19 protein-coding genes are annotated in these 23,103 nt (G+C 66.5%); 4 read left to right on the forward strand and 15 right to left on the reverse strand.

Annotated elements, in window-relative coordinates:
• Window positions 1-371 precede the first annotated feature (371 nt).
• The 11 genes from IFT58_RS00005 to IFT58_RS00055 all read right to left on the reverse strand — a co-directional run bounded on the left by IFT58_RS00005 (window position 372) and on the right by IFT58_RS00055 (window position 13,790).
• Window positions 372-986 carry a nucleotidyltransferase family protein gene (locus IFT58_RS00005; RefSeq protein WP_192093567.1) on the reverse strand — a complete coding sequence of 205 codons (615 nt, stop codon included), beginning with the start codon at window positions 984-986 and terminating at the stop codon, window positions 372-374.
• Window positions 983-1,984: an XdhC family protein gene (locus IFT58_RS00010; protein ID WP_342029511.1), complete on the reverse strand. Its 1,002-nt coding sequence runs from the start codon at window positions 1,982-1,984 to the stop codon at window positions 983-985. The genes IFT58_RS00005 and IFT58_RS00010 overlap by 4 nt, the downstream gene beginning before the upstream one ends.
• On the reverse strand, window positions 1,981-4,179 hold the full coding sequence (gene paoC / locus IFT58_RS00015) for an aldehyde oxidoreductase molybdenum-binding subunit PaoC (RefSeq protein WP_192093568.1): 2,199 nt from the start codon (window positions 4,177-4,179) through the stop codon (window positions 1,981-1,983). Before paoC ends, IFT58_RS00010 begins: the two co-directional genes overlap by 4 nt.
• A 3-nt stretch (window positions 4,180-4,182) precedes the next feature.
• Entirely contained in the window at window positions 4,183-5,133 is a 951-nt protein-coding gene (locus tag IFT58_RS00020; protein ID WP_192093569.1) for a xanthine dehydrogenase family protein subunit M, read from the reverse strand.
• Window positions 5,130-5,774 carry an aldehyde dehydrogenase iron-sulfur subunit PaoA gene (gene paoA / locus IFT58_RS00025; protein ID WP_192093570.1) on the reverse strand — a complete coding sequence of 215 codons (645 nt, stop codon included), beginning with the start codon at window positions 5,772-5,774 and terminating at the stop codon, window positions 5,130-5,132. Before paoA ends, IFT58_RS00020 begins: the two co-directional genes overlap by 4 nt.
• Before the next feature lie 117 nt (window positions 5,775-5,891).
• Entirely contained in the window at window positions 5,892-6,974 is a 1,083-nt protein-coding gene (locus IFT58_RS00030) for a catalase family protein (protein ID WP_192093571.1), read from the reverse strand.
• A 214-nt stretch (window positions 6,975-7,188) separates the two neighbouring features.
• Window positions 7,189-7,695: a M23 family metallopeptidase gene (locus IFT58_RS00035; protein ID WP_192093896.1), complete on the reverse strand. Its 507-nt coding sequence runs from the start codon at window positions 7,693-7,695 to the stop codon at window positions 7,189-7,191.
• Window positions 7,696-8,094: 399 nt separating this feature from the next.
• Window positions 8,095-10,494 (reverse strand): PAS domain-containing protein, encoded by a 2,400-nt coding sequence (locus IFT58_RS00040; RefSeq protein ID WP_192093572.1) that lies wholly within the window; start codon window positions 10,492-10,494, stop codon window positions 8,095-8,097.
• Window positions 10,487-10,960, reverse strand: coding sequence for a response regulator (locus IFT58_RS00045; protein ID WP_188323961.1), 474 nt, complete (start codon window positions 10,958-10,960; stop codon window positions 10,487-10,489). The genes IFT58_RS00040 and IFT58_RS00045 overlap by 8 nt, the downstream gene beginning before the upstream one ends.
• Window positions 10,957-13,188, reverse strand: coding sequence for an ATP-binding protein (locus tag IFT58_RS00050; protein ID WP_192093573.1), 2,232 nt, complete (start codon window positions 13,186-13,188; stop codon window positions 10,957-10,959). The genes IFT58_RS00045 and IFT58_RS00050 overlap by 4 nt, the downstream gene beginning before the upstream one ends.
• Window positions 13,185-13,790 (reverse strand): biliverdin-producing heme oxygenase, encoded by a 606-nt coding sequence (locus IFT58_RS00055; protein WP_192093574.1) that lies wholly within the window; start codon window positions 13,788-13,790, stop codon window positions 13,185-13,187. The genes IFT58_RS00050 and IFT58_RS00055 overlap by 4 nt, the downstream gene beginning before the upstream one ends.
• Before the next feature lie 277 nt (window positions 13,791-14,067).
• Between IFT58_RS00055 and IFT58_RS00060 the strand changes: the two genes are divergently transcribed.
• The gene (locus tag IFT58_RS00060; protein ID WP_192093575.1) at window positions 14,068-15,159 is read left to right on the forward strand and encodes an alpha/beta hydrolase; all 1,092 of its coding nucleotides are present in this window, start codon (window positions 14,068-14,070) and stop codon (window positions 15,157-15,159) included.
• 24 nt (window positions 15,160-15,183) lie between these two features.
• Here IFT58_RS00060 and IFT58_RS00065 read toward each other — a convergent pair whose 3' ends face one another.
• Window positions 15,184-15,612: a YqaA family protein gene (locus tag IFT58_RS00065; RefSeq protein WP_188323965.1), complete on the reverse strand. Its 429-nt coding sequence runs from the start codon at window positions 15,610-15,612 to the stop codon at window positions 15,184-15,186.
• Between the two features lie 86 nt (window positions 15,613-15,698).
• On the opposite strand from IFT58_RS00065, the gene xth reads away from it, so the two are divergent.
• Entirely contained in the window at window positions 15,699-16,502 is an 804-nt protein-coding gene (xth, locus tag IFT58_RS00070; protein ID WP_192093576.1) for an exodeoxyribonuclease III, read from the forward strand.
• Here the strand turns inward: xth and IFT58_RS00075 are convergent.
• A complete protein-coding gene (locus IFT58_RS00075; RefSeq protein ID WP_342029527.1) occupies window positions 16,480-17,925 on the reverse strand; it encodes a UdgX family uracil-DNA binding protein in 1,446 nt (481 codons plus the stop codon). The two genes, xth and IFT58_RS00075, sit on opposite strands and share 23 nt — an antisense overlap.
• 2 nt (window positions 17,926-17,927) lie before the next feature.
• On the reverse strand, window positions 17,928-19,205 hold the full coding sequence (locus IFT58_RS00080) for a putative DNA modification/repair radical SAM protein (protein ID WP_192093577.1): 1,278 nt from the start codon (window positions 19,203-19,205) through the stop codon (window positions 17,928-17,930).
• Window positions 19,206-19,412: 207 nt separating this feature from the next.
• Between IFT58_RS00080 and cho the strand changes: the two genes are divergently transcribed.
• Entirely contained in the window at window positions 19,413-20,273 is an 861-nt protein-coding gene (gene cho, locus IFT58_RS00085) for an excinuclease Cho (RefSeq protein ID WP_192093578.1), read from the forward strand.
• 60 nt (window positions 20,274-20,333) lie between these two features.
• On the opposite strand, the gene IFT58_RS00090 is transcribed toward cho, so the two are convergent.
• The gene (locus IFT58_RS00090) at window positions 20,334-20,744 is read right to left on the reverse strand and encodes a DUF350 domain-containing protein (RefSeq protein ID WP_188323968.1); all 411 of its coding nucleotides are present in this window, start codon (window positions 20,742-20,744) and stop codon (window positions 20,334-20,336) included.
• Window positions 20,745-20,906: 162 nt separating this feature from the next.
• Here IFT58_RS00090 and glgX point away from each other — a divergent pair, with 162 nt between their 5' ends.
• Window positions 20,907-23,036 carry a glycogen debranching protein GlgX gene (glgX, locus tag IFT58_RS00095; protein ID WP_192093579.1) on the forward strand — a complete coding sequence of 710 codons (2,130 nt, stop codon included), beginning with the start codon at window positions 20,907-20,909 and terminating at the stop codon, window positions 23,034-23,036.
• Window positions 23,037-23,103 lie beyond the last annotated feature (67 nt).

Consider the following 23,103-nt stretch of genomic DNA (forward strand, 5'->3'; position numbering starts at 1 on the left):
GCCGAGCGTGGCTCGGCGCTACCGTTCCCATAACGCCCCGCAGCCCCGGCAACGCCGGCCGCCGGCGGAATCCATCACCGTGCGACACCGGGTAGCGCCGAGCCGTGCTCGGCGGAATGCCGGCTACGTGCGGGAGGACGAAAGGCGCCGCTGCGCTCGCCGAGCGTGGCTCGGCGCTACCGTTCCCATAACGCCCCGCAGCCCCGGCTACGCCGGCCTCCGGCGGAATCCATCACCGTGCGACACCTCGTAGCGCCGAGCCATGCTCGGCGGAATGCCGGCTACGTGCGGGAGGACGGAAGGCGCCGCTGCGCTCGCCGAGCGTGGCTCGGCGCTACCGAATCGGTGTCGTGCGTGATGCCGGGTACGCCTCAACCTTCGGCGTCGATCAGCCCCTGCTGGCGCGCGGCGCGCAGGTCGTCCGGTGTGTCGATATCCAACTCCAGTTCCGTGCTGGGCAGCAGAAACACCGTTTCGCGCGGGAGCGCGCGCAGCCGCTGTCGGAATCCACCGCGGCCCGTGCCCGAGGGCAGCGCGTCGAACCAGTGTCCCGGCACCACGGCCGGGACGGCCGCCAGCCCGTGCAGCAACGTTGCAGCGCAGCCAGAGGCGGACCCGCGTGCACCGTCCAGCAATGCCCGCAGGTGCCCCCGCGTCAGCGCCGGCTGATCGCAGAGCATCACCAGCACCTGCGGAACTGCCCGCACCGCATCCGCTGCCCTACGCAGGCTGTCAGCCATGTCCGCAGTGGGACTCGTGTTGACCAGCTGCGTGCAGCGGAGATCCGCCAGCGCCTGCGATGTGGCCTCGCTCGCCTCTGCGACCACGACCCACACCGCCTCCGGCGCCGTCTCAGTCGCGAGGCGCACCGCGCGGTGCAACAGGGTTTCTCCATCGCGGCACAGCCACTGCTTGGGCTGCCCGAGACGCGTGCTGCCGCCGGCCGCCAGCACCACGACCGCGTGGGCAGGTGCACCCGTCGTCATGAAACGGGCAACGCGGACGCGTGGCGCCATGCCTGGAGCTGGGCGGCAATACTCAACGCGATCGCATGGGGTCCGCGACCGCCCAGATCCAGACCAATCGGCGAACGCAGGCGGTCCGCCAAGGCCTCGACGGCAGCTGGCCGAAGCAGCGTGAACAGGTCATCGCGACGCCGTGCAGGACCCAGCAGACCGACGAAGGGTACCTGCGTTGCAGCAAGGGCGTGCAAGGCCTGCAGGTCCAGTTCGAAGTTGTGGTGCATGACCAGCACCGCATCGAACGGACCGCCTTCGGCCAGCGCCGCCTCGACTCCGTCCGAGGCCACCGTCAGCGCGCAGCGCTCACGCCATGCGATACGTGGGTCGTTGACGGTTGCCCGCCATCCCAGACCGCGCAGTGCAGGAACCAAAGGCGTTGCCTCGGGTCCTGCACCCAGCAGCAGAACACGCGGCGGGGGCGCCCACTGCAGACTCCAACGGGTCTGTTCGGCACGCCACGGCACCGACTGCACTGGCAGACGTGCCTCGCTGCACTGCGTGTCGCAGGCCAGCCTGACACCCCCGGACGTATCGAGTGCCAGCCGCAGCGCGCCGGCCCCATCCAACCAGGCCTGGAGCACGGGCGTGCACCCCGGCAACGCACCCAGCGGAATCAGCGCGATGCGCTGGCAGCCCCGGCAACCGACGGCGTTGCCGCTGAACAGCGCGGCGTCATCGCGGGTGTCGATCTCCATCCAGTCGATGCGCCCCCGGGACGCGGCCTGCAGCGCGCAGCGCTCGATTTCCGGCTCCAGGCAGCCACCGCTCAACCAACCCACGTGCTGGTCCTGGGCGAACAACACGACCGTGCCGGCACGCGCGTAAGTCGAGCCCAGCGTTTCCAGCACCACCGCGATGGCCGCCGGTTCGCCGGTACCGAGCGCGCCGATGCACGCCTCCAGTACCTGCGGCAGCCCGGCGTCGTGCACCTCCATCACCGTTTCATTGAAGGACAGGGTCACGCGATATCCGGCAGGCCCGGCAGCAGCTTGTCCAAGGTGACCGGGTAGTCACGGACACGCACCCCTGTCGCGTTGTAGATCGCATTGGCGACCGCCGCGCTCACCCCGCACAGGCCCAGTTCGCCCACGCCCTTTGCTTTCATCGGCGACGACACGGCGTCTGCCTCGTCCAGGAACACGACCTCCTGGTGTGGCACGTCGGCGTGCACCGGCACTTCGTAGCCGGCCAGGTCGTGGTTCACGAAGAAGCCCAGGCGCGTATCCACGGCAAGCTCCTCTGAGAGCGCCGCGCCGATGCCCATCGTCATCGCACCAATGACCTGGCTGCGCGCCGTCTTCGGGTTGAGGATGCGGCCGGCCGCGCACACGGCCAGCATGCGACGGATGCGACTTTCACCGGTGGCCATGTCAACGCCCACCTCGACGAAGTGGGCGGCAAACGTCGACTGCTGGTATTGCTCCTGCAGTTTGTCGAACTCGATGAAGTCCTCCACCACCAGTTCACCGTCGGCTGCTGCCTTGCCCAGCGGAGCCGAACGCGTGCCATCGCGTACCGTGCCATCGGCGAAGGTGGCGGTATCGGCGGAGAAGCCCAATCGCGCCGCCACGGTTTCGCGCAGCTTTGTGCAGGCCGCGAATACGCCTGCCGTCGCACTGTTCGCGCCCCACTGGCCACCCGACCCTGCCGATGCAGGGAAACTCGAGTCGCCGAGTTTCACCGTCACCTGATCGAGCGACACGCCGAGCATTTCAGCGGCCGTCTGGCCCAGGATCGTATAGCTGCCGGTACCGATATCCGTCATGTCCGTTTCGACGGTGACGTGGCCTTTGTCATCCAGGCGGATGCGGGCACCGGATTTCATCACCAGATTGTTGCGGAAGCCCGCAGCGACCCCCATGCCGACCAGCCAGCGCCCATCGCGCTGCTGCGCGGGAACGGCGGACCGCTTGTCCCAGCCGAAGCGCTGAGCACCATCACGCAGGCACTGCACCAGTTGGCGCTGGGAGAACGGACGCTTCGGATCGGAGGGATCTACCTGCGTATCGTTGCGGACGCGGAACTCGACCGGGTCCAGCTTGAGCTTCTCCGCCATCTCATCCATGGCGATTTCCAGCGCCATCAGGCCAGGCGTTTCGCCGGGCGCGCGCATCGCGTTGCCTTCCGGCAAGTCCATCGTGTGCAATCGCAGGCCGGCCAGGCGATTCGCACCGGCGTACAGGAACTTGGTCTGCTGGATCGCCTCTTCCGGCGAGCCGCCCGGCAGGTTGCCCGACCAGGATTCATGCCCGATCGCGGTGAGCGTGCCCTCTGCCGTAGCCCCCAGGCGGATGCGCTGGATGGTGGCGGGGCGGTGGGTCGTGTTGTTGGCGATCAGCGGCCGCGACAGCGCCAGTTTCACCGGTCGCTTGGCCGCCCGTGCACCCAGTGCGGCGAGCACCACGTCGGAGCGGATGAACAGCTTTCCGCCGAAGCCGCCGCCGATGTACGGCGAAATCAACCGGACCTTTTCCTCGGGCACGCCGAGCGTCTTGGCCAGGTCCTTCTTGCCCCACTCGATCATCTGGTTGGACGTCCACACCGTCAGCTGGTCACCCTCCCACGCGGCCAGCGATGCATGCGGCTCCATCATGGCGTGGGACTGATCCGGCGTGTGGTACGTGGCATCCAACGTCACCGGCGCCTCGCCGAAGGCTTTTTCGAAACTGCCCACGCGCGCGTCCGGATCGGTGTCCTGCAGCGGTCCACCGGCCGCCTTCGCGGCATCGAGGTCGAACACGCCCTTCGCGGGTGCGTAGCGGATACGCACCAGGTCAGCGGCCGCGCGTGCCTGCTCGAAGGTTTCCGCCACGACCAGCGCCAGCGCCTGATGGTAGTGCGCCACCTCAGGACCGCCGAGCAGCGCAGCCGCATTGCGTCCCGCCTTGTGCAGGGTGCCGGCATTGTCGGCGGTGACGATGGCCAGCACGCCCGGCGAGCGACGCGCCGCGTCGAGCTCCATCGAGGTCACGCGGCCCTTGGCGATGCCAGCACCGACCACGTAGCCATAAGCGGGCGAGGGCACGGCGTCATGCCACTCGTAGGCATATTTCGCGTGACCGGTGGTCTTCAGCGGACCGTCGATACGGTCCAGCGGCTTGCCGACCACCTTCATCTGGTCGATGGGATTGCGTCCCGCAGGGGTGTCGAATTTCATGGATCAGCTCCTCGCCTGCATCAATACCGACGCCAGCGTGCGCTGCGCCAACTGGACCTTGAACTGGTTCTCCGGTGTCGGCGCCGCACCTTGGAGCAGCGCACCGATCACGGCCTGCGCGCCCTGCGGCAGCAGGGCGTCGGCTGCATCACTGCGCCACGGCTTGTAGGCGACACCGCCCAGCGCGACACGGCCACTGCCATCGGCCTGGATCACCGCAGCGACAGACACCAATGCGAAGGCATACGACGCGCGGTCGCGCACCTTGCGATACAGATGCGTGCCGCCCAGCGGCGCCGGCAGCCTGACGGCGGCGATCAGTTCGCCCTTCTCGAGCAGGGTTTCGATATGCGGGGTACTGTCCGGTGCGCGATAGAACGTGTCCAAGGCAATCTGCCGCGTGCTGCCGTCCGGCCGCACGGTCTCCACCACGGCCGCCAGCAGCATCATCGCCACCGCCATGTCACTGGGATGGGTCGCGATGCAGGCCGTGCTGGTGCCGATGACCGCCAACTGCCGACTGACACCGCCGATAGCCGCACAGCCGCTGCCGGGAAGGCGCTTGTTACAGGGCTGGGCGGTGTCATAGAAATACGGGCAACGGGTCCGTTGCAGCAGGTTGCCTGCGGTCGTTGCCTTGTTGCGCAGCTGGCCGGACGCACCGGCGACGAGTGCGCGTGTCAGCAGCGCATAGTCACGACGGATGCGCGCATCGGCCGCCAGGTCGGTATTGCGGACAAGGGCGCCGATGCGTACGCCGCCGTCGTCGGTTGCCTCGATGGTGTCCAGCTTCAGGCCATTTACATCGATCAGATGGGTCGGGATCTCGATTTCGAGCTTCATGAGATCCAGCAGGTTGGTGCCACCGGCGATGAAGCGCGCGCCGTGGGTACGTGCAGCGGCCGCCGCCGCTTCGGCCGGCGTGCGGGCGCGTTCGTAGGTAAAGGCTCTCATGCGCGCTTGCCTCCCACGTCTTCGATCGCGTCCACGATGTTGGAATAGGCGCCACAGCGGCAGATGTTGCCGCTCATGCGTTCGCGGATTTCTTCGGCGCTGAGCGTTGCGCCTGCCTGCAGGTCACCGGTCACATGGCTGGGAATGCCGTCCTTGATCTCCTGCAGCACCGACACGGCCGAGCAGATCTGGCCGGGGGTGCAATAGCCACACTGGTAGCCATCATGCTTGACGAAGGCCGCCTGCATGGGGTGCAGGTCATCCGGTGATCCCAGCCCTTCGATGGTGGTGATCTCGGCCCCTTTGTGCATCACGGCCAGCGTCAGGCAGGCGTTGATCCGGCGCCCATCCACGATGACGGTGCAGGCACCGCATTGTCCGTGGTCGCAGCCCTTCTTGGTGCCGGTCAGCTGAAGGTGCTCGCGTAGCGCGTCAAGCAGGGTCACGCGCGTGTCCAGCTGCAGCGACTGCTTCTTGCCATTGACGCGAAAGTTCACTTTTTCGACGACCGGAGCGCGGGCCGGCTCACGTGCACCGGGGACGTCAGCCATGGCCGTGGGTATCGCGATCACGGACGCCGAGCCCGCGCCCAGTTTCAGCAGGTCGCGCCGGCTGAGCGCGAATTCGGAAGGGGTATTCATGCAGGACAGTTCCTCTTTGGCTGATGCAGACTTGGCTCAGGGGAGCAGGGTCGGACACCGCCGACGCCCCCAGCATGGCGCGCACGGGGTGGTCATCGGGTGAACCGGCCGCGCGATTCACGAGCGCGGCTCGTGAATGGGGCAGCGGTTGAACTCACTGCGGAAGCGCCGTGAGCCGGCCATCACCACGCGCCGCGCACGGTTGATGCTGCCCAGTGGCTGGTGCGCGGCGAGGGCATGCCACGGCGCGAAGGCGAGCGCATCCTCTGCGGCCTGTGATTCGCCCTCCTGCCAGGCGGCTTGGCGCGGCATGATGAGGTGCGCGACCTCCTGCCAGGGACTTTCTTCTTCCGGCCACGCCACTGACGCGTCCTCTACCGGCATGCGTTCCAGATCGCGGCACAGCTGGACCCGCAGTGCCCACACCGCAGGCTCCTGCAGGGTGGCGAAGAACGCCACGACGGCGTCGCGCTGCGCATCTTCACTGCCCGTGAGCGACTGATCCTTCAACGCAAGCAGCGAGTCCGACAGCGGCGCCAAGGAAAACTTGGCGATGTAGGCGCCGTAGCGATATGGCACCTGACTGAAGAAGGTTTCGCCCAAAGGATGATGCTGGGGTTCGCCGCCCATCGACTTGAGGGTGGCACTCTCCGTGCCGACGGCTTCCAACGCCGCCTCCGCCGCGCGCAGCGTCGCCGAGATCACCCGTTTGGTGCGCGGCATGCGCTCTGTGGTCGACGCCAGCAGACGCGCCGCACGCAGGAAGCCGGCAACGCCCGGCGTGCTGAATGCAGGCCCGTTGACCATCAGGAAATCCTGGGTGTGCTGCTCTTCGTCGCCCGGTAGACGCTCGCCTGCGACCTCCAGCACCTTCACCGCGACGGCACGCGGGGTGGAGACGGTATCCGGAAGCTGTTCGGCGGGAGGGGACGAGAGGCGCATCAGCGCGCGATGCCGCCCAGGGGAAGCGAACAGGCCCTGCGCGAGCTCGGGAGGCAAGCCCTCGAAGACCTGCAGTTCACCTTTCAACAGGCCCTGACCCTTGGCATGCACGGCCCGGTGGGCGTGGCCCTCTTCATCGGCGACGGTGCGCGCCATGCCGGTAAACACCTCGGACAGCGCGGCGATATGCTCGGCTTCGTCCTTCTCAGGCTGTTCCACGGATGGATCGAAGGCAACAGGGGGCGCAATGGAATTCATGGGGTGTCCTGCATCAGCATGGAAGGAGCTGTCGGTGGATGGCGTTCCAGCCGACACCTTCCCGCACCGCCGGTGGAGGCCGCGTGCCCGGACCCCGACCTCCGCTTCACATCCCCCTGTCGGTCGCATCGTAAACCCGCCTGGTAGAGCCGACTTCAGTCGGCTGCCGCTGAACCCGCCGCGGTCCCTCCAACCCCGCCTGGTAGAGCCGACTTCAGTCGGCTGACGTTGGTCCCGACCTCGATCCATCCGCACCGGCGCGCAGCAAAGGCAACGGATCGTAAGCGCCGTCGGCCCCGTAGATGCCCCAGTGCAGATGAGGGGGCGTCCCCTTGGCGTTGCCGGTATCGCCCACGTAGCCCAGGACCGTACCCGGCTCGACCACCTCACCCCGCGCCAGCCCATCGCGCCAGCCCTCCAGATGGGCGTAGTAATACCGTTCGCGCGCCGGCCCCTGCACCCAGACCTGGCGTCCGCCCAAGCCGCTTTCGCGTACATCGGTAACGATCCCGCGCGTGGCACTGCGCACGGCCGTGCCGCGCGACGCAAAAATATCGATGCCTGCATGGGTGCGGTCCGCGCCGCGCGGCGCACCGAAGGTGTCGGCTATCCGCCGCGCAGCGACACCCTCGACGGGTACCGGAAGTGCCGTGGGTGGCGGCATCCGTGATATCTCCCACATCGCACGTGGCACCTCGGCCCAGCGGCTGTTCCAGAACATCCCACCCAGCACGACCAGCGCGATGAGCCAGAACAGGCGCAGCAGCCACCGGCGAAGTGTGCGGGCGGCCGTGCGCTGCACGGGAGGAGCGGAATCGGGAGCCAAGCGGTTTGCCTGTCAGGAGGAAAGGGGCTTCAGCATGGCAGGCGTTGCATCAACGGCACGTTGTCGTCGGCCCCGTGCAGGGGGCGAAGAGGGCGGCAACGGGGGGTTAACGCGGAGCGTCGGCGGGTTCGATCGTCGACGCGTCCGTCAGCCGATGCGTCTGCAGCCGACTGAAGTCGGCTCTACCGGGGGCGGGCATCGTCCGGGGGCAGGTGCCATCCGGGGGGCGGGCATCGTCCGAGGGGCAGGTGCCGTCGGGGTCAGCTGCCGTTTGCCGGGGAGCGGCACGGCCCGTCAGCGGGATGCGTGCTCGTCCAGGTTGCCGCGGACCGCGCGGGCCAGATCGATGCGGGTGAACGGCTTGGGCAGGATGGCGATGGGCCGCCCGAGCTGGTTGTTGGCTTGATGGTCGCGCGGGTAGCCCGAGGTGAACAGGATGCGCAGCTCCGGCTTTCGCTCGCGCGACTCCCTGGCCAGCTCCCAACCGGTCATGCCGGGCATCACGATGTCTGAAAACAGCAGGTCGATTTCCACGTCCGGCCGCTCCAACAGTCGAATCGCGGACGGCCCATCGTGTGCTTCCAGTACGCGGTAGCCCAGTTGACGCAGTGCATCCACCGTGTAGGCACGCACGTCATCGTTGTCTTCGGCGACCAGGATCGTCTCATCCTGCGATTCGTATTCCGCGTAGCCACTGTCCTCCGCTGGACGCGGGCCCGGGAGCGGCAGGCTGGAACGCGGGAACAGCAGGGTGATCACCGTCCCCTCGCCAGGCACCGACTCCAACTGCACATGACCGCCGGACTGCTTGACGAAGCCGTACACCATCGACAGCCCCAAGCCCGTGCCGCGACCGACCTCCTTGGTGGTGAAGAACGGCTCGAACACGCGCGCCATGGTCTCCGGCCCCATGCCGTGGCCGCTGTCACGCACCCGCAGCACCGCATATTGTCCGGGCGGTACGTCCGGGTTCTGTTCGACGAAATCGTCGTCCAGCACGCCGGTACCGGTCTCCAGCACCAGGGTGCCCCCGTCGGGCATCGCATCACGCGCATTCACCGCCAGATTGAGGATCGATGCTTCCAACTGGCTCGGATCCACTTCGACGCACCACATGTCCGGGGCGACGTCGATCTGCAGGCGGACCAGTTCCCCCAGGGCGCGCTGCAGCATGTCCTGCATGCCGAGCACCTGCTCGTTGAGGTTGACGGCCTGGTTCATCAGCGGCTGCCGACGTGCAAACGCGAGCAGGCGCTGGGTCAGGCTGGCCGCACGCATCACGCCCTTCAGCGCATTGTCGAGTGGACGCGCTACCGGGCTGCTGGCCTCGGCCTGACGATCCACCAGCAGCTTGGCGTGTTCCACGTTGCCGGCGATCACCGTCAGGATGTTGTTGAAGTCGTGCGCGATGCCACCGGTCAGCTGGCCTACCGCTTCGATCTTCTGGCTCTGGCGCAGGGCTTCTTCGGCCTGGCGGCGTGCCGTGGTTTCCACCGCTTCGGACACCACGGCGGTGATCCGCCCCTGATGGTCCAGCAGCGGCCGGAACGAAAAATCAAACGACCGCCTGCCGGTCGGCAACTGCAGGTCGAGCTCATGCCGCGATTCATTGCCGCTCGCCGCCGCAACCACCGCAGCGCAGACCACGTCACCGGCTCCCGGGGACGCCGCGAACCACGCCGAATCGCAGAACAGCTCACCGCTCACCGCGTCCTTGCTGGACAGGATGGCGGCCAGCGAGGCGCGGTTCGCGTCCACCACACGTCCGTCGGTGTCGAGCAGGTTCTGCAGCTGGAAACTTGATTCGAACAAGGCCTGCAGCCTGCTTTCGCTCTGCTGCAGGTCGGCGGTACGCTGCTGCACCTGCTGCTCCAGCGATTCGTTCGCGTCGCGCAGCAGCAGCTCGGCCTGCTTCAGGTCGCTGATGTCGCGACCCAGCGTGTAGTACCCCGCAACGTGCCCATCCGCGCTGATCTCCGGCACGCCGTCCAGCAACACGTGCCGTGGCGTCCCGTCGACGCGCGGCACTTCCAGTTCAAACCGGACCCGCTGGCCTTCCAGCACCCGTTGCAGGTGGGGCAGGGCGGCATCGAACAGCGCCGAGCCGACCACTTCCTTCACCTGCAGGCCAATCAATTCGGCTGGCGGACGTCCGTGCCAGGCTTCGTACGCGGTATTGGCGAACTGGTAGCGATGGTCCGGATCCAGGTGCGCGATCAGCGCCGGCATGGAGTCCGTGATCAGCTGCAGCCGGTCGCGGCTCTGCTTGAGCTCATGCTCTGCGTTGAGCAGCTTGAAGCGCGCATGGCCCTCGTCGATGGCGCGGATGATCGCGTCGGGCAGCCGCTGCAGGCGCTGCTTGACCACGTAGTCGCGCGCACCGCGGGTCAGTGCCTGCACCGCCAGCTCTTCCGTCAACGTACCCGAGACGAAGATGAAGGGAATGCGCGGCATCAGCTCCTGGGTAAGCTGCAGTGCGCTGTCCCCGTCGAAGCCGGGCAGCACGTGATCGGCAAGGATGATGTCGTAGCGCTGGTCATCCAGCTCCGCCAGGAACGCGGCGCGGGTCCAGACACGCTGCACCGTAAAGTTCAGGCGCGCGCGCGAAAGCTGCGCCGTGATCAGTTCGGCATCGAGCGCGCTGTCTTCCAGCATGAGGATGCGGATCGGCGCATCCCGGCGGGGTTCAGTCATTCGTTCGGCCTTGCCCGGATGCGGTCAGCGGATGTGGCGGGGGATTGTTGGTGATGCCCCAGAACATGCCCAGTCCCTGGATGGCATCGAAGAACTCCTTGAAGTCGACCGGCTTCACTACGAAGGCGTTGACGCCCAACTCGTAGCTTCGCACCAGGTCCTGCTCCTCGCGCGACGAGGTCAGCATGACGATCGGCGTGCGGCTCAGGTGCGGGTCACCGCGGACGGCGGCCAGCACTTCCAGTCCGTCCACCTTCGGCAGCTTCAGGTCCAGCAGTACCACCACCGGGCCGCCATGGTTGGCATCCTGGTAATTCCCTTCACGGCGCAGGTAATCCAGCGCCTCGGCCCCGTCACGCACATGCGTGACCTGGTTCAGCAGCTGGCAGCGCTCCAGCGCGTTCAAGGTCAGCTCGGCGTCCTTCGCGTTGTCTTCCACGAGCAGGATCGGTCGCAGGTCCCTCATGCTTGGCCTCTTTGGGAATGGGGAATGGAGAAATAGAACGTTGCGCCCTTGTCGAGCTCGCCTTCGGCCCAGACACGCCCGCCATGGCGAGTGATGATGCGGTTCACATTGGCCAGCCCGATGCCCGTGCCCTCGTATTCATCGGCGTGGTGCAGGCGCTGGAACACACCGAACAGTTTGTCCACGTAGCGCATGTCGAAACCGCAGCCGTTGTCACGCACGAAGAAGACATCTTCCCCACTACCGCGCTCACTGCCGACCTGGATGACGGCGGTCTCGCGGTCGCGGGTGAATTTGATCGCATTGCCCAGCAGGTTCTGCCACACCAGGCGCAGCATGGTTGAATCGGCCTTGACCCGGGGCAGCGTGCCGATCTCCCAGTCCAGGCTGCGGCCTTCGTAGTCCATGGCCAAGCTGCGGCGCACGTCGTTCACCAGCGAGGCCACGTCCACATCGACCAGGCCCATGCTGGAGCGGCCCATCTGCGAGAAGCTGAGCAGGTCATCCACCAGGGTGCCGGCGGATTTGGCTGACTCGATGATGGTGTCCAGGTAGCGCCGCTCGGTGTCGTCGAGCTTGTCCGTCGCCGAACTGCCGAGCAGCTCCGAATACCCCACGATATGCCGGAACGGCGCGCGCAGGTCGTGGCTGACCGAATACGAAAAGGCTTCGAGTTCCTTGTTGCTGCGGACCAGCTGCTCGTTGAGCTCGGCCATTTCTTCCGCTTTGCGGAGCACGATGTCGACGATGGCGGTGCGCAGTTCCAGGGCCGCATCGCGATCGACATCCTGCCAAGGCAACGACTGCTCGCGCACGGTTTCCTTCCACGCCTCGAAGGACAGGCGGGGCGTCAGCGAGTCGCCGACCTGCTGCTTCTTCGGCTCACCGCCCCAGCGCACGGTGCGCATGACTTCCGGGCGGAACCACAGCACGAAGCTGTCATGCAGCTGCGAGATGGAGATGGCCATGACCCCGCTGGCGACGGCAGCGAACCCGCGCGCCGGTTCCCACAGGGCCGGCAGCATATCCGTCTGGAAGACATCGTCGCCCGCGTGTTCGGCGGTGAGCCACGCCACCAGTGCGGTGACCTGTTCCTCTGCCGGGCAGTCGCCCAGCCGCACGCACTGCCCCCGGTGGATGATGGCCGCACCCTGCGCGTGGGTCAGCGCAAGCAGGCTGTGTTCGTCGCGGCCAAGCGCCGCCATGAAGTCTTCATCGCCGGCCATGCGGCCCAGCAGACGCATCTGGATCGCCCGACGCGCGATGCGCTCTTCCACCACCGCACCACGCTCTTTCAGTGCGATCTGCATCGACAGGATCTGGCCGATGAACTCGCACGCCGTACGCACGTGGTACGGCACGCGCTTGGCGACGTGGTTGTGGCACGACACCAGGCCCCACAGGGTGCCTTCGCTCAACAGCGACACCGACATCGACGCGCCGGTGCCCATGTTGCGCATGTACTGCAGGTGCACCGGTGACACACTGCGCAGCATCGCCAGGCTGAGGTCGGTCGGTGCCGCATCGGCATGCGCGGGGCTGCGCAGCAGCGGCACCGGCTGATAGTCACTGTCGGCGATCAGTCGCACGCGGTTGCGACGGTACAGCTCGCGGGCCTGCGCGGGAATATCCGATTCGGGGAAGCGCAGGTCCAGGTAGGACGGCAGCTGTTCGTTGCGGTCCTCGGCCACTACCGCACCGTTCCAGTCCGTGTCGAACTGGTAGATCAAGGTGCGATCGAAGCGGGTGAGTTCCCGCACGTGTCGCGCGCCGATCCCGCACAGCTCGACGACGCTGGCCGCAGTCTCGATTTCGCTCATGAAGCGGCTGATCTGCGGGTAGAGGTCTTCCAGCGACCCCGGCTCGCCGGCCACCGGCTCTTCAAGTTCGATGATGAAATGCGTATCACTGCGGTGCGCCAGTGCATGGTGGCGACCAAAGCGGCCCAGCTGGATGGAGCCCAGGAACACCGATCCACCCGGCGCCATATGTTCAAGATGGCGTCGATACGGCGCCAGCGCGCCGCCCAGCACAGCATCGACCGGCTGGTCCAGGGGATCCCCGAAAAATTCCAGCACCGCCGGCTGGGTCATCGCGCGCTCGACCACGTGCATCGACACCGGGTCAACGATCAGCAGCAGGCCATACGGCTGGATCGCACCGGGGGTATGGATCGGCTCGCGGGCGCAGCTCGACAGGTCCAGTGCAGCAGGGGGTACGTCGTTCATGCAAATTCCTCTGCAACGGCGAACTCGTGGAGGACAAATCCCGTGACCGCGGCGAACGCGGCGATGGCACCGTCTTCCACGCACTGCTCTTCTTCGGCCGTCAGGCGGATGGCGTTCAAGGCCAGCGTGAAGTGCCGCCAATGCGCGGCGACGCCTTCTGCGGCAGGTGCCAGATGGCGAGCACCGAAGCCGGAATCCAGGCCCAGGCGAGCGGCCATCTTGTACAGCACCGCGCCACCCAGTGCAGAGCCCTCCACCACGTACAGCCACCCCAGTGCTGCAGCGAACGGCACATCCCGCAACGGTGGGTGCAGCGGGGCGGGGGCGGGCACGCCGAGATCGGCCAGATCCTGCTCGATGGCAGCCAGGCGTTGGCGCGCAGGCAGGTCAGGCAGCACCGCGTGCAGGGACGCGTGCGCATAGATCCCGGCGACGTGCCGGTGCAGGCGATGCTGGACCCGCAGGAACGCGGCAAACCGCTCGCGGCTGTCGAAGATCCGTTCCGCCATGATGCGCTGGTCCAGCCGCTCGTGCGTTTGATGAGTAGCGCGTTTGAGGCGCTCGGCACGGGAGGGCGGCAGGGCCGGGTCAGGTACTGGCATCGACGACGACGGGCAGGGGCGTTTGGGCGGGACGGAGCAGAATACCAGAGAGGTTGAACGCGTCATGTCAACGGAATTTCATGCAGAAACAGCCCAGTGGATCGGCTGGATCTGGGTGGTAGAGCCGGCTTCAGCCGGCTGCTTCGGCTCTTTGCGGTACGTCAGCGGGCCCGGTAGAGCCGGCTTCAGCCGGCTGCGTCGATCCGTTGCGATACGTCCAGCCGACTGAAGTCGGCTCTACAATGGCGTGCTCAGCCTCATCCGGAATGGACACCCGATGCACGACTCTGCCGCCCGATTCGCCGCTGCCTCCTTGTTCCTGCTTGGCCTGCTGGCATCGCCCCTGCATGCCGATGAAGGGACGCGCAGGGTGCAATCCTTCGACCTGCCCGTGTCGCCGTATCTCAGCGAACCCGCGCAAGCGGCCGTCCGCGGCTCGGTCACGCATCCGGACCCCACGGCGAAAATGGACAACGCGGCGGTCCTTGCCGGTCTGGCCAGCCTGCGCAAGGGCGCCGACGAGTGGGCGCGCGGTGAGATCATCGGCCTGCGCCAGCGCTATCCGGTGGATCTCTTCGAGGAGACCTGGAACGGCGTGCCGGTGGTGCGGGTACAGCCGCGCAACGCGCCGAGGGATCCGGCACGGCAGCGTCTGCTGATCGAACTGCATGGTGGCGCCTTCGTGTTCGGCCGGGCGGACACCCTGGGGCTGCTGGAAGCCATCCCGCTTGCGGCGATGACCGGGGCTACCGTCGTCGCCGTCGAATACCGCAAAGGACCGGAGCATCGCTTTCCCGCCGCCAGCGAAGATGTCGCCGCGGTCTACCGGGCTGCACTGGAACGTCATTCACCCGCACACATCGGCGTGTTCGGCTGTTCGGCCGGCGGCGTGTTGACCGGCGAGTCGCTGGCCTGGTTCGCGAAGGAAGGCCTGCCGATGCCGGGCGCGGCGGGGCTGTTCTGTGCGGCCGGTGATGCGCGCTACGGCGGCGACTCCCGGTATGTCGCCGCCGCACTGAACGATGCGCTGTTACCCGACGCCGACGGTCGCCTGCCGATCATGGAAGACCTCTACTACGGCGACGTCGATTTCCGTGATCCGCTGGTGTCACCGGTCTTCTCCGATGCGGTGCTGGCGCAGTTTCCGCCGACCCTGTTCATCACCGCGACCCGCGCCGCCGAGCTGAGCGCGGCCTCCTACACCCACTCCCGCCTGATCGACCTGGGTCGCGAGTCGGACCTGCACGTGTGGGACGGACTGGGACATGCCTTCCATCTGGATGCGCGCCTGCCAGAGAGCCAGCAGGCGTACCGCGTGATGGCGCGATTTTTCGCCCGCCACCTGGACATGACCACGCCAACGCCGTGACCGTTCGCCAGCTGCGATGCGGCGCTACATCAGTCCCAGGGTCACCAGCGCGAGCACCGTGTAGCGGCCGCCCTTGGCCAGGATCACCAGCGGCAGGAACACCCGCAGGGGCTCGCGCATCACCCCGGCCACCAGGGTGATGGGATCACCAATCACCGGCGCCCACGCGAGCAGCAGCGACCAGCGACCGTAACGGCGATACCACGCCTGCGCACGTTCCCGCTTCGCCCCCGAAAGCGGGTACCACCGACGGTTCTCCAGACGCTGTGCCTGCCGGCCAAGCCACCAGTTGACCAGCGCACCGAGCACATTGCCGACGGTCGCCACGAGCACCAGCAGCAGCGCAGGGTGGCTGCGATCCAGCAGCAACGCCACCAGCACGGCTTCGGATTGGGCGGGGATCAGGGTGGCGGCGACCAGCGCCGCAAGGAACAGGCCAAGGAGAGCAAGCATCCGCCCATTCTAAGCGCGTGGGTCATCGCGTGACCTTCAGGCGGATTGGGTCAGGCTGCCATCGCCGCTTACCGCACAGGCCCGCCATGCCACGCTCGCGCACACTCAGGATTGCCACCTTCAACGTCAACGGCATCACGACACGGCTGCCGCATCTGCTGGCGTGGCTGGAGAAGGAACAGCCCGATATCGTCGCATTGCAGGAACTGAAGGCGACCGATGCCGCCTTTCCGCGCGCCGCCATCGAAAGCGCGGGATATGGGGCGATCTGGCAGGGCCAGGCCGCATGGAATGGCGTCGCCCTGCTGGGCCGCGACACGCAGCCCATCGAAAGCCGGCGCGGCCTGCCGGGAGATCCATCCGACACCCAGAGCCGCTACATCGAAGCGGCGATCCACGGGGTGATCGTCGCAGGAATCTATCTGCCGAACGGCAACCCACAGCCGGGCCCGAAGTTCGATTACAAGCTGGCATGGATGCAGCGGCTGGCCCGCCATGCCCGCACGCTGGTGGCGCTCGAGTATCCGGTGGCCATCATCGGCGACTTCAACGTGATCCCCACGGACGACGATGTGTACGACGCAACGTCATGGAAAAAGGATGCCCTGATCCAACCGGCCGTGCGCGATGCCTACGCCGACCTGCTGGCGCAGGGCTGGACCGATGCGCTGCGACAGATCGTCGGCGAGGAGCGGATCTACACGTTCTGGGACTATTTCCGCCAGCATGCCGAACGTGATCGCGGCCTGCGCATCGACCACCTGCTGCTCAACCCGGTGTTGGCCAGCCGACTGAAAGCGGCGGGCGTGGACCGCTGGGTGCGGCTGCAGGAGAAAGCCAGCGACCACGCGCCCACGTGGATCACCGTCAAGGCGCCGACGCGTCCTTGACCTTGCGCAGATCCTCCAGCAGCACCTGATAGGCAGCCTCACGCGCCGGCCCGTCACCTTGTCGCAGTATCCAGGAGGGATGCACCGTCACCAGCGCCCGTGTGCCATCGTGCAGGGCATGCCACTGCCCGCGCCCCTGGCTGAAGCGGAAGGCCGAGCCCAGCAGCGCCGATGCCGCCGTCGCACCCAGACAGACGATGACATCCGGACGCACGTGTTCGATCTCGGCGGCTACCCATGAACGGCACGCTTGGACGTGCTCGCGGTCCGGCCGCTGGTGCACGCGCACCTTGCCGCGCCGCTGGAAACGGAAATGCTTCACCGCGTTGGTCAGGTACAGCGCCGAGCGCTCGATGCCGGCCTCGACCAGCAGCTGGTCCAGCAACTGGCCGGCCGGTCCGACGAAGGGGCGGCCGCTCAGGTCCTCGCGGTCGCCGGGCTGTTCACCCACGAGCATGATCCGCGCACGGGCAGGACCCTCGCCGAACACCGTCTGCGTGGCCGGCTCCCACAGCGGGCACTGGCGGCAGGCCGCGGCGCGTGCGCGCAGCGTATCCAGCGACCCGGCTTCGGCAGGCGTTGGCGGCAGGGGAACCGGTGCCTGGGGGATCCGACGCTGCGGTTCCTGCGCCTGGCGCGCATGCATCTCTTCCACGCGCGTGCTGGCGTCGCGCACCAACGTGGGCAGCAGCGAGACCTCCGGCAGGTGCTTCCAGTACTTGACCGGCATTTCCTGCCGCATCATCCGTTCGTTCAAGCGAGCGGGGTTGAAGATGCTGGCGTAATACGTCCGCCAGAGGTCTTCCCGCGAGTCATCCGCCGGTGCGTCGCTGCGCTTCGCGCCGCCACCGAAGTGCAGGGCGGTGCCGTCCCAGTGCACGCTGCGCGACGGGGTCAGGATCGCCCAGCGCATGCCGGCAAAGCGCCGCGCGAAGAACGGTGCGACCCGATCCACGATGTGGTGATCGGGCTCGAACCAGGCGATGAAGGCATCGTCCTCGCCCGGGACCTCGCGGAAACGCACGAAGGCTTTCATCTTGTGCGAGTCGCGGCGCACGGCCTGGGTCAGGGCATTGGCCCGCAGCACGTCGGCGTCGGTCGGATTGGACAGCACCTCGCGCTGGCCGTGGCCGATGCGCCACAGGATGCGGTACAGCAGGGGCAGCCGTTGCGCATCCCGGTGGCACAGCACCGTGGCGGCGAGCTCCAGGAACGCTTTCGAAACGCGCAGCACCGGGGCGGCGGCCGGGTCATGCGACGACAGCGCCCCCGCAAGATCAGGGGCATCCAGCAACGAGGCTTCGCGGCCTTCCAGCCAGTCGATCTGCTCCGGTGCCACCCCTGCCGTCAGCCCGATGCGGGCCGCCGCACGCCATGCATCCAGCGACCACGGCGGATCGATGCGCGCGGTCCAGCGTTGCACGTTCAACTGGCCGGATGCTCGCCGAACAGCGAACCCTGCCGAGGCGGCGGGGCCAGGCTCGCGCGCAGGCTGGCCGGATCGTCCAGTCGCCGGTGCGGGTGGTGGTCCAGCAGCTGCACGAAAGGCAGCAGCTTGCGCATCGGCGCGCGCAGCCGGGCCACGTCGGCCACGCGGAGGCGGCCATGGCGGCGGGCCATCAGCACCCGCTTCACATTGCGCACGCCCAGGCCGGGCACGCGCAGCAGCAGTTCCTTCGGGGCGATGTTCAGATCCACTGGAAACCGATCCGGATGCCGCAGCGCCCAGGCCATCTTCGGATCGATGTCCAGGTCGAGCATCCCGTCCTGCGTGGTATCGGTGATCTCTTCGATGCCATACCCGTAGAACCGCAGCAGCCAGTCGGCCTGGTACAGACGGTGCTCGCGCTGCATCGGCGGCGGCTGCAGCGGCAGCGCCTTGCTGGCATCGGGGATGGGGCTGAAGGCGGAGTAGTAGACCCGGCGCATGCGGTAGTTGCCGTACAGCTGGTCGGACGTGGTCAGGATGTCGCGATCACTGGCACCATCCGCGCCGACGATCATCTGCGTGCTTTGCCCGGCCGGCGCGAACCGTGGCGCACTCTTCTGCACGCTGCGCGTTGCCGCCGCAATGGCAGGGCGGGCGCGCTCCTCCTTGGATTCTTCGATCCGCCAGCGCAGTTCACCCATCGCGCCGCGGATGGACGGCATGGTTTTCTCCGGCGCGAAAGCGGCCAGCCCGGTTTCGGTGGGCAATTCGATGTTGATCGACAGGCGGTCGGCATATTTACCTGCTGCCGCCAGCAGCTCCGGTGATGCTTCGGGAATGGTCTTCAGGTGAATATAGCCGGCGAAACGGTGCTCTTCACGCAGCTGCCGCGCCACCTCCACCATATGTTCCATCGTGTAGTCCGCGCTGCGGATGATGCCGCTGGAAAGGAACAGCCCCTCGATGTAATTGCGTTTATAGAAATCCAGGGTCAGCGCCACCACTTCGGCCACCCGGAAACGCGCACGCGGCACGTTGCTGGACACGCGGTTGACGCAGTACGCGCAGTCGTAGATGCAGAAATTGGTCAGCAGGATCTTCAGCAGCGACACACAGCGGCCATCAGGCGTATAGCTGTGGCAGATACCGGACCCTTCCGTGCTGCCGATGCCGCCGGAGCTGCGTGAATCCCGCTTGCCCGCGCCACTGGAGGCGCAGGACGCATCGTATTTCGCGGCGTCAGCGAGGATCTCGAGTTTGCGGAGGGTTTCCATGACACCACGCTAGTAATGGCCGGTCTCATCAGATGAGACGAATGAATCAATGAATCTGAATATTTCAGCTGACCAGCCGCCATACCGACGTCTCGACGCTCCGGTCGGCAAACCCCCGGTAGTGCCGACTTCAGTCGGCACGCGTTTTGATCGGAACACGGATACTCTGCAGGTGTTAGTATTCCTACTAAATCACCGCAATACAATATGCCGACCTCCGCTTCCACCGCCCGCCGCGCCTCCCGCGCCGCCACCTATCTGTACCCCGAGCACCTGCGCGACGTCGTGCAGCAACTGCCGCGGACCCCGGGGGTATACGTTTTCCACGGACAGGACGGCGGCCTGCCGCTGTACATCGGCAAGAGCATCAATATCCGTGGGCGGGTGATGGACCATCTGCGCACGACCGAAGAGGCCGATCTGCTGCGGCAGACCCGGCACGTCACCGCGATCCCCACGGCCGGCGACTTCGGCGCGCGGTTGCTGGAGGCCCATCTGATCAAGCGCGACCTTCCGCTGTACAACCGCCTGCTGCGTCGGCTGCGTCGCCAGTTCAGCCTGCGCTTGTACCGCGGAACGGTGAGCGTGGTGCACTCCGGTGATCACGACCTGGCCACGGCACCGATGCTGCATGGCCTGTATTCCAGCGAACGGGCCGCCAAGGAGTCCCTGCGCCGGCTCGCCGACGATCACCGCCTCTGCTATGCACTGCTGGGCCTGGAACGATTGCCGGCCGGACGGGCCTGTTTCCGGTCAATGCTGGGGCAGTGCCTGGGCGCGTGCAGTGGGCGCGAGCCGCTGGACGCGCACGAACAGCGGCTGCGGGGCGCACTGGAGCGGCTGGAGGTATCGGCGTGGCCGTATGGCGGGAAAGTGGCCGTGGAAGAAAGGGGAGAGACCATGACCCAGTTCCACGTCGTCGAGGGATGGCGCTACCACGGCAGTGCGCCCAGCCTGGCCAAGGCCAAGCGGCTTCGCGCGGAGCCCGGCGAGTTCGACCGGGACACCTACCGCATCATCAAGCAGGGGTTTGAAGGTGCCACGATGGCGATCCATCCGCTGGCGTGACACCGGACGCCGAACGATGCGCCCTCTGGACAAGCAGGCGCTCGCACGGATCCAGGATGCTCAGGGCACCATCGCGGCAGAATTCACCAGCCCCACCGCGATGGCAACGCCAGCGGAGAACCAGCCGGCACTCTCGTTGCCGGCATCGATCTGATCCGGGCCACGGCGGGTGATGATCGCGCGGGAGATGCCGAAGGCCAACATCTGCATCACGACGGCGATCGCACACCAGATGGCGGCATCCACCAACGACACCGAATTGCTGATCACCGAGTTGATCGGCAGCGCCAGCCCGATCAGCGCGCCGGCCAGGCCGATGCCTGCCGCCTTGTTGCCTTGGCGGATCAAGGTGATTTCCTTGTGCGGGGTGATCAGCGCAACCAGCGCGATGGCCAGCAGCAGGATCAACAGGCCCATGCCCATGAAGGCGGCGAACGCGAGGAAAGACTGGCCGGTGATGACGTAGGGCATGGATATCCTTGGGAGGTGATGAAAAGGCAGGCACTCAACCTACCGTATTTCAACGCAGCACGTGATCGGCGCGCCATCGACCGATGACGCAGCCTGCACGCGCGACAGCAGAATCTTGCGCCTCCCAGGCCGCACTTCCGCCGCCTGCCCAGCGAGCAGCCCATGCGCGATACCGTCCACGCCCGTTACGCCACCCCATCACGCGTCCGTGAGGGCCGGCCCTTTCCACAGGGCGCCACCTTCGATGGCAAGGGCACCAATTTCGCGCTGTTCAGTGCCCATGCAACCCGTGTCGAGCTCTGCCTGTTCGATGAATCCGGCAACGAAGAACGCATCGAGCTTCCCGAGTTCACCAACGAAACCTGGCACGGCTACCTGCCCGACGTGAAGCCGGGGCAGCGCTACGGCTACCGTGTGCACGGACCCTATGCGCCTGCCGAGGGGCATCGTTTCAACCACCACAAGCTGTTGCTTGATCCGTACGCACGCGAGATCGACGGCGACCTGACATGGGCCGATGAACTGTACGGTTACACCATTGGTCACCCCGACAAGGACCTGAGCTTCGACGAGCGTGACAGCGCGCCGTTCATGCCCAAGGCGGTCGTGGTGCACGACGACTACGACTGGGAAGACGACCAAAGGCTGCTGACGGCGTGGAACCGGACGCTGGTGTACGAGACCCACGTGCGCGGTTTCACCAAACGCCATCCCGCCGTGTCTGCCGAGCTGCAGGGCACGTGTGCCGGGCTCGCATCGGAGGCGGTGCTCGATTACATCAAGGGCCTGGGCGTCACCGCGGTGGAACTGCTGCCGGTGCAGGCTTACCTCGATGACCAGCATCTGCTGGACAAAGGGCTGCGCAATTACTGGGGCTACAACACACTGGCATTCTTCGCCCTGAAGAGCCGGTATCTCGCCAGCGGCCATCGCGATGAGTTCCGTGACATGGTCAAGGCGATGCACCGGAAGGGCCTGGAAGTGGTGCTGGACGTGGTCTACAACCACACCGCGGAAGGCAACGAGCTGGGCCCCACGCTGTCGTTCAAGGGCATCGACAACGCAACGTACTACCGCCTTGCCGATGACAAACGTTTCTACATCAACGACACCGGCACCGGCAACACGTTCAACCTGAGCAACATGCAGGCCATGCGCTTCGTCAACGACTCGCTGCGGTACTGGGCAGAAGACATGCACGTGGACGGCTTCCGTTTCGACCTCGCTACCATCCTTGGACGGGAACCCAGCGGATTCGACCAGCGCGGCGGTTTCCTCGATGCCTGCGGGCAGGATCCGGTGCTGTCGCAGGTCAAGCTGATCGCCGAGCCGTGGGATTGCGGGCCGGGCGGTTACCAGGTCGGCCGCTTCCCACCGGGCTGGGCGGAGTGGAACGACAAGTTCCGCGACAATGCACGCAGCTTCTGGAAGGGCGATGAGGGCATGCTGGCCGAGTTCGCCACGCGCTTCACCGGCTCGGCGGATCTGTTCGACCGACGCGGTCGCCGACCGTGGTCCTCGGTCAACTTCATCACCGCCCACGATGGCTTCACCCTGCGCGACCTGGTCAGCTACAACGAAAAGCACAACATCGCCAACGGTGAGGACAACAACGACGGCTCGAATAACGATGCGTCCTGCAACTACGGCGCGGAAGGCGAGACCGACGATGCGGGCATCAATGCGGTGCGCGAGCGGCAGATGAAGAATCTGCTCGCCACCCTGTTGCTGGCGCAGGGCACGCCGATGCTGCTCGCCGGCGACGAGCGCGCGCAGACGCAGGGCGGCAACAACAACACGTACTGCCAGGACAACGAGACGGCGTGGATCGACTGGGAGCGGGACGCCAGCGACGGACGCCTGGCTGACTTCGTACGTGAACTGACCGCACTGCGCAGGCGCTATCCGATCCTGACCCGCGGTCGATTCCTCAACGGTCAGTACAGCGAGCAGGCAGGGGTCAAGGACCTGACGTGGCTCAATCCGAGCGGCGAAGAGATGCAGCCGGGCAACTGGGAAGAGGCGGGTGCGCGTTCGGTCGGGCTTGTTCTTGAAGGCAAGGCGCAGCATTCCGGCGTACGGGAGCACGCCCACGACGCCACCCTGCTGATCCTGATAAACGCTTGGCACGAAGGAGTAACCTTCAAGCTGCCGGACGACGAAGACACGCCCCTGCATTGGAAACTCGAGCTGTCCACCGACGATGCGCTGGACCGGTCGTCAGTGCCGAAGGGATCTACCGAATTCCTCGCCCCGCCGCGCAGCGTCACCGTGTTCGAGTGCCGCAGCTGAAACAACATCGCGGAACCCGGTAGCGCCGAGCCACGCTCGGCGAGCACAGCGGAACCGGCAACCCCAG

Source organism: Stenotrophomonas sp. CFBP 13718 (assembly GCF_014842145.1).
In the GTDB taxonomy this organism is placed as follows: Bacteria; Pseudomonadota; Gammaproteobacteria; order Xanthomonadales; family Xanthomonadaceae; genus Stenotrophomonas.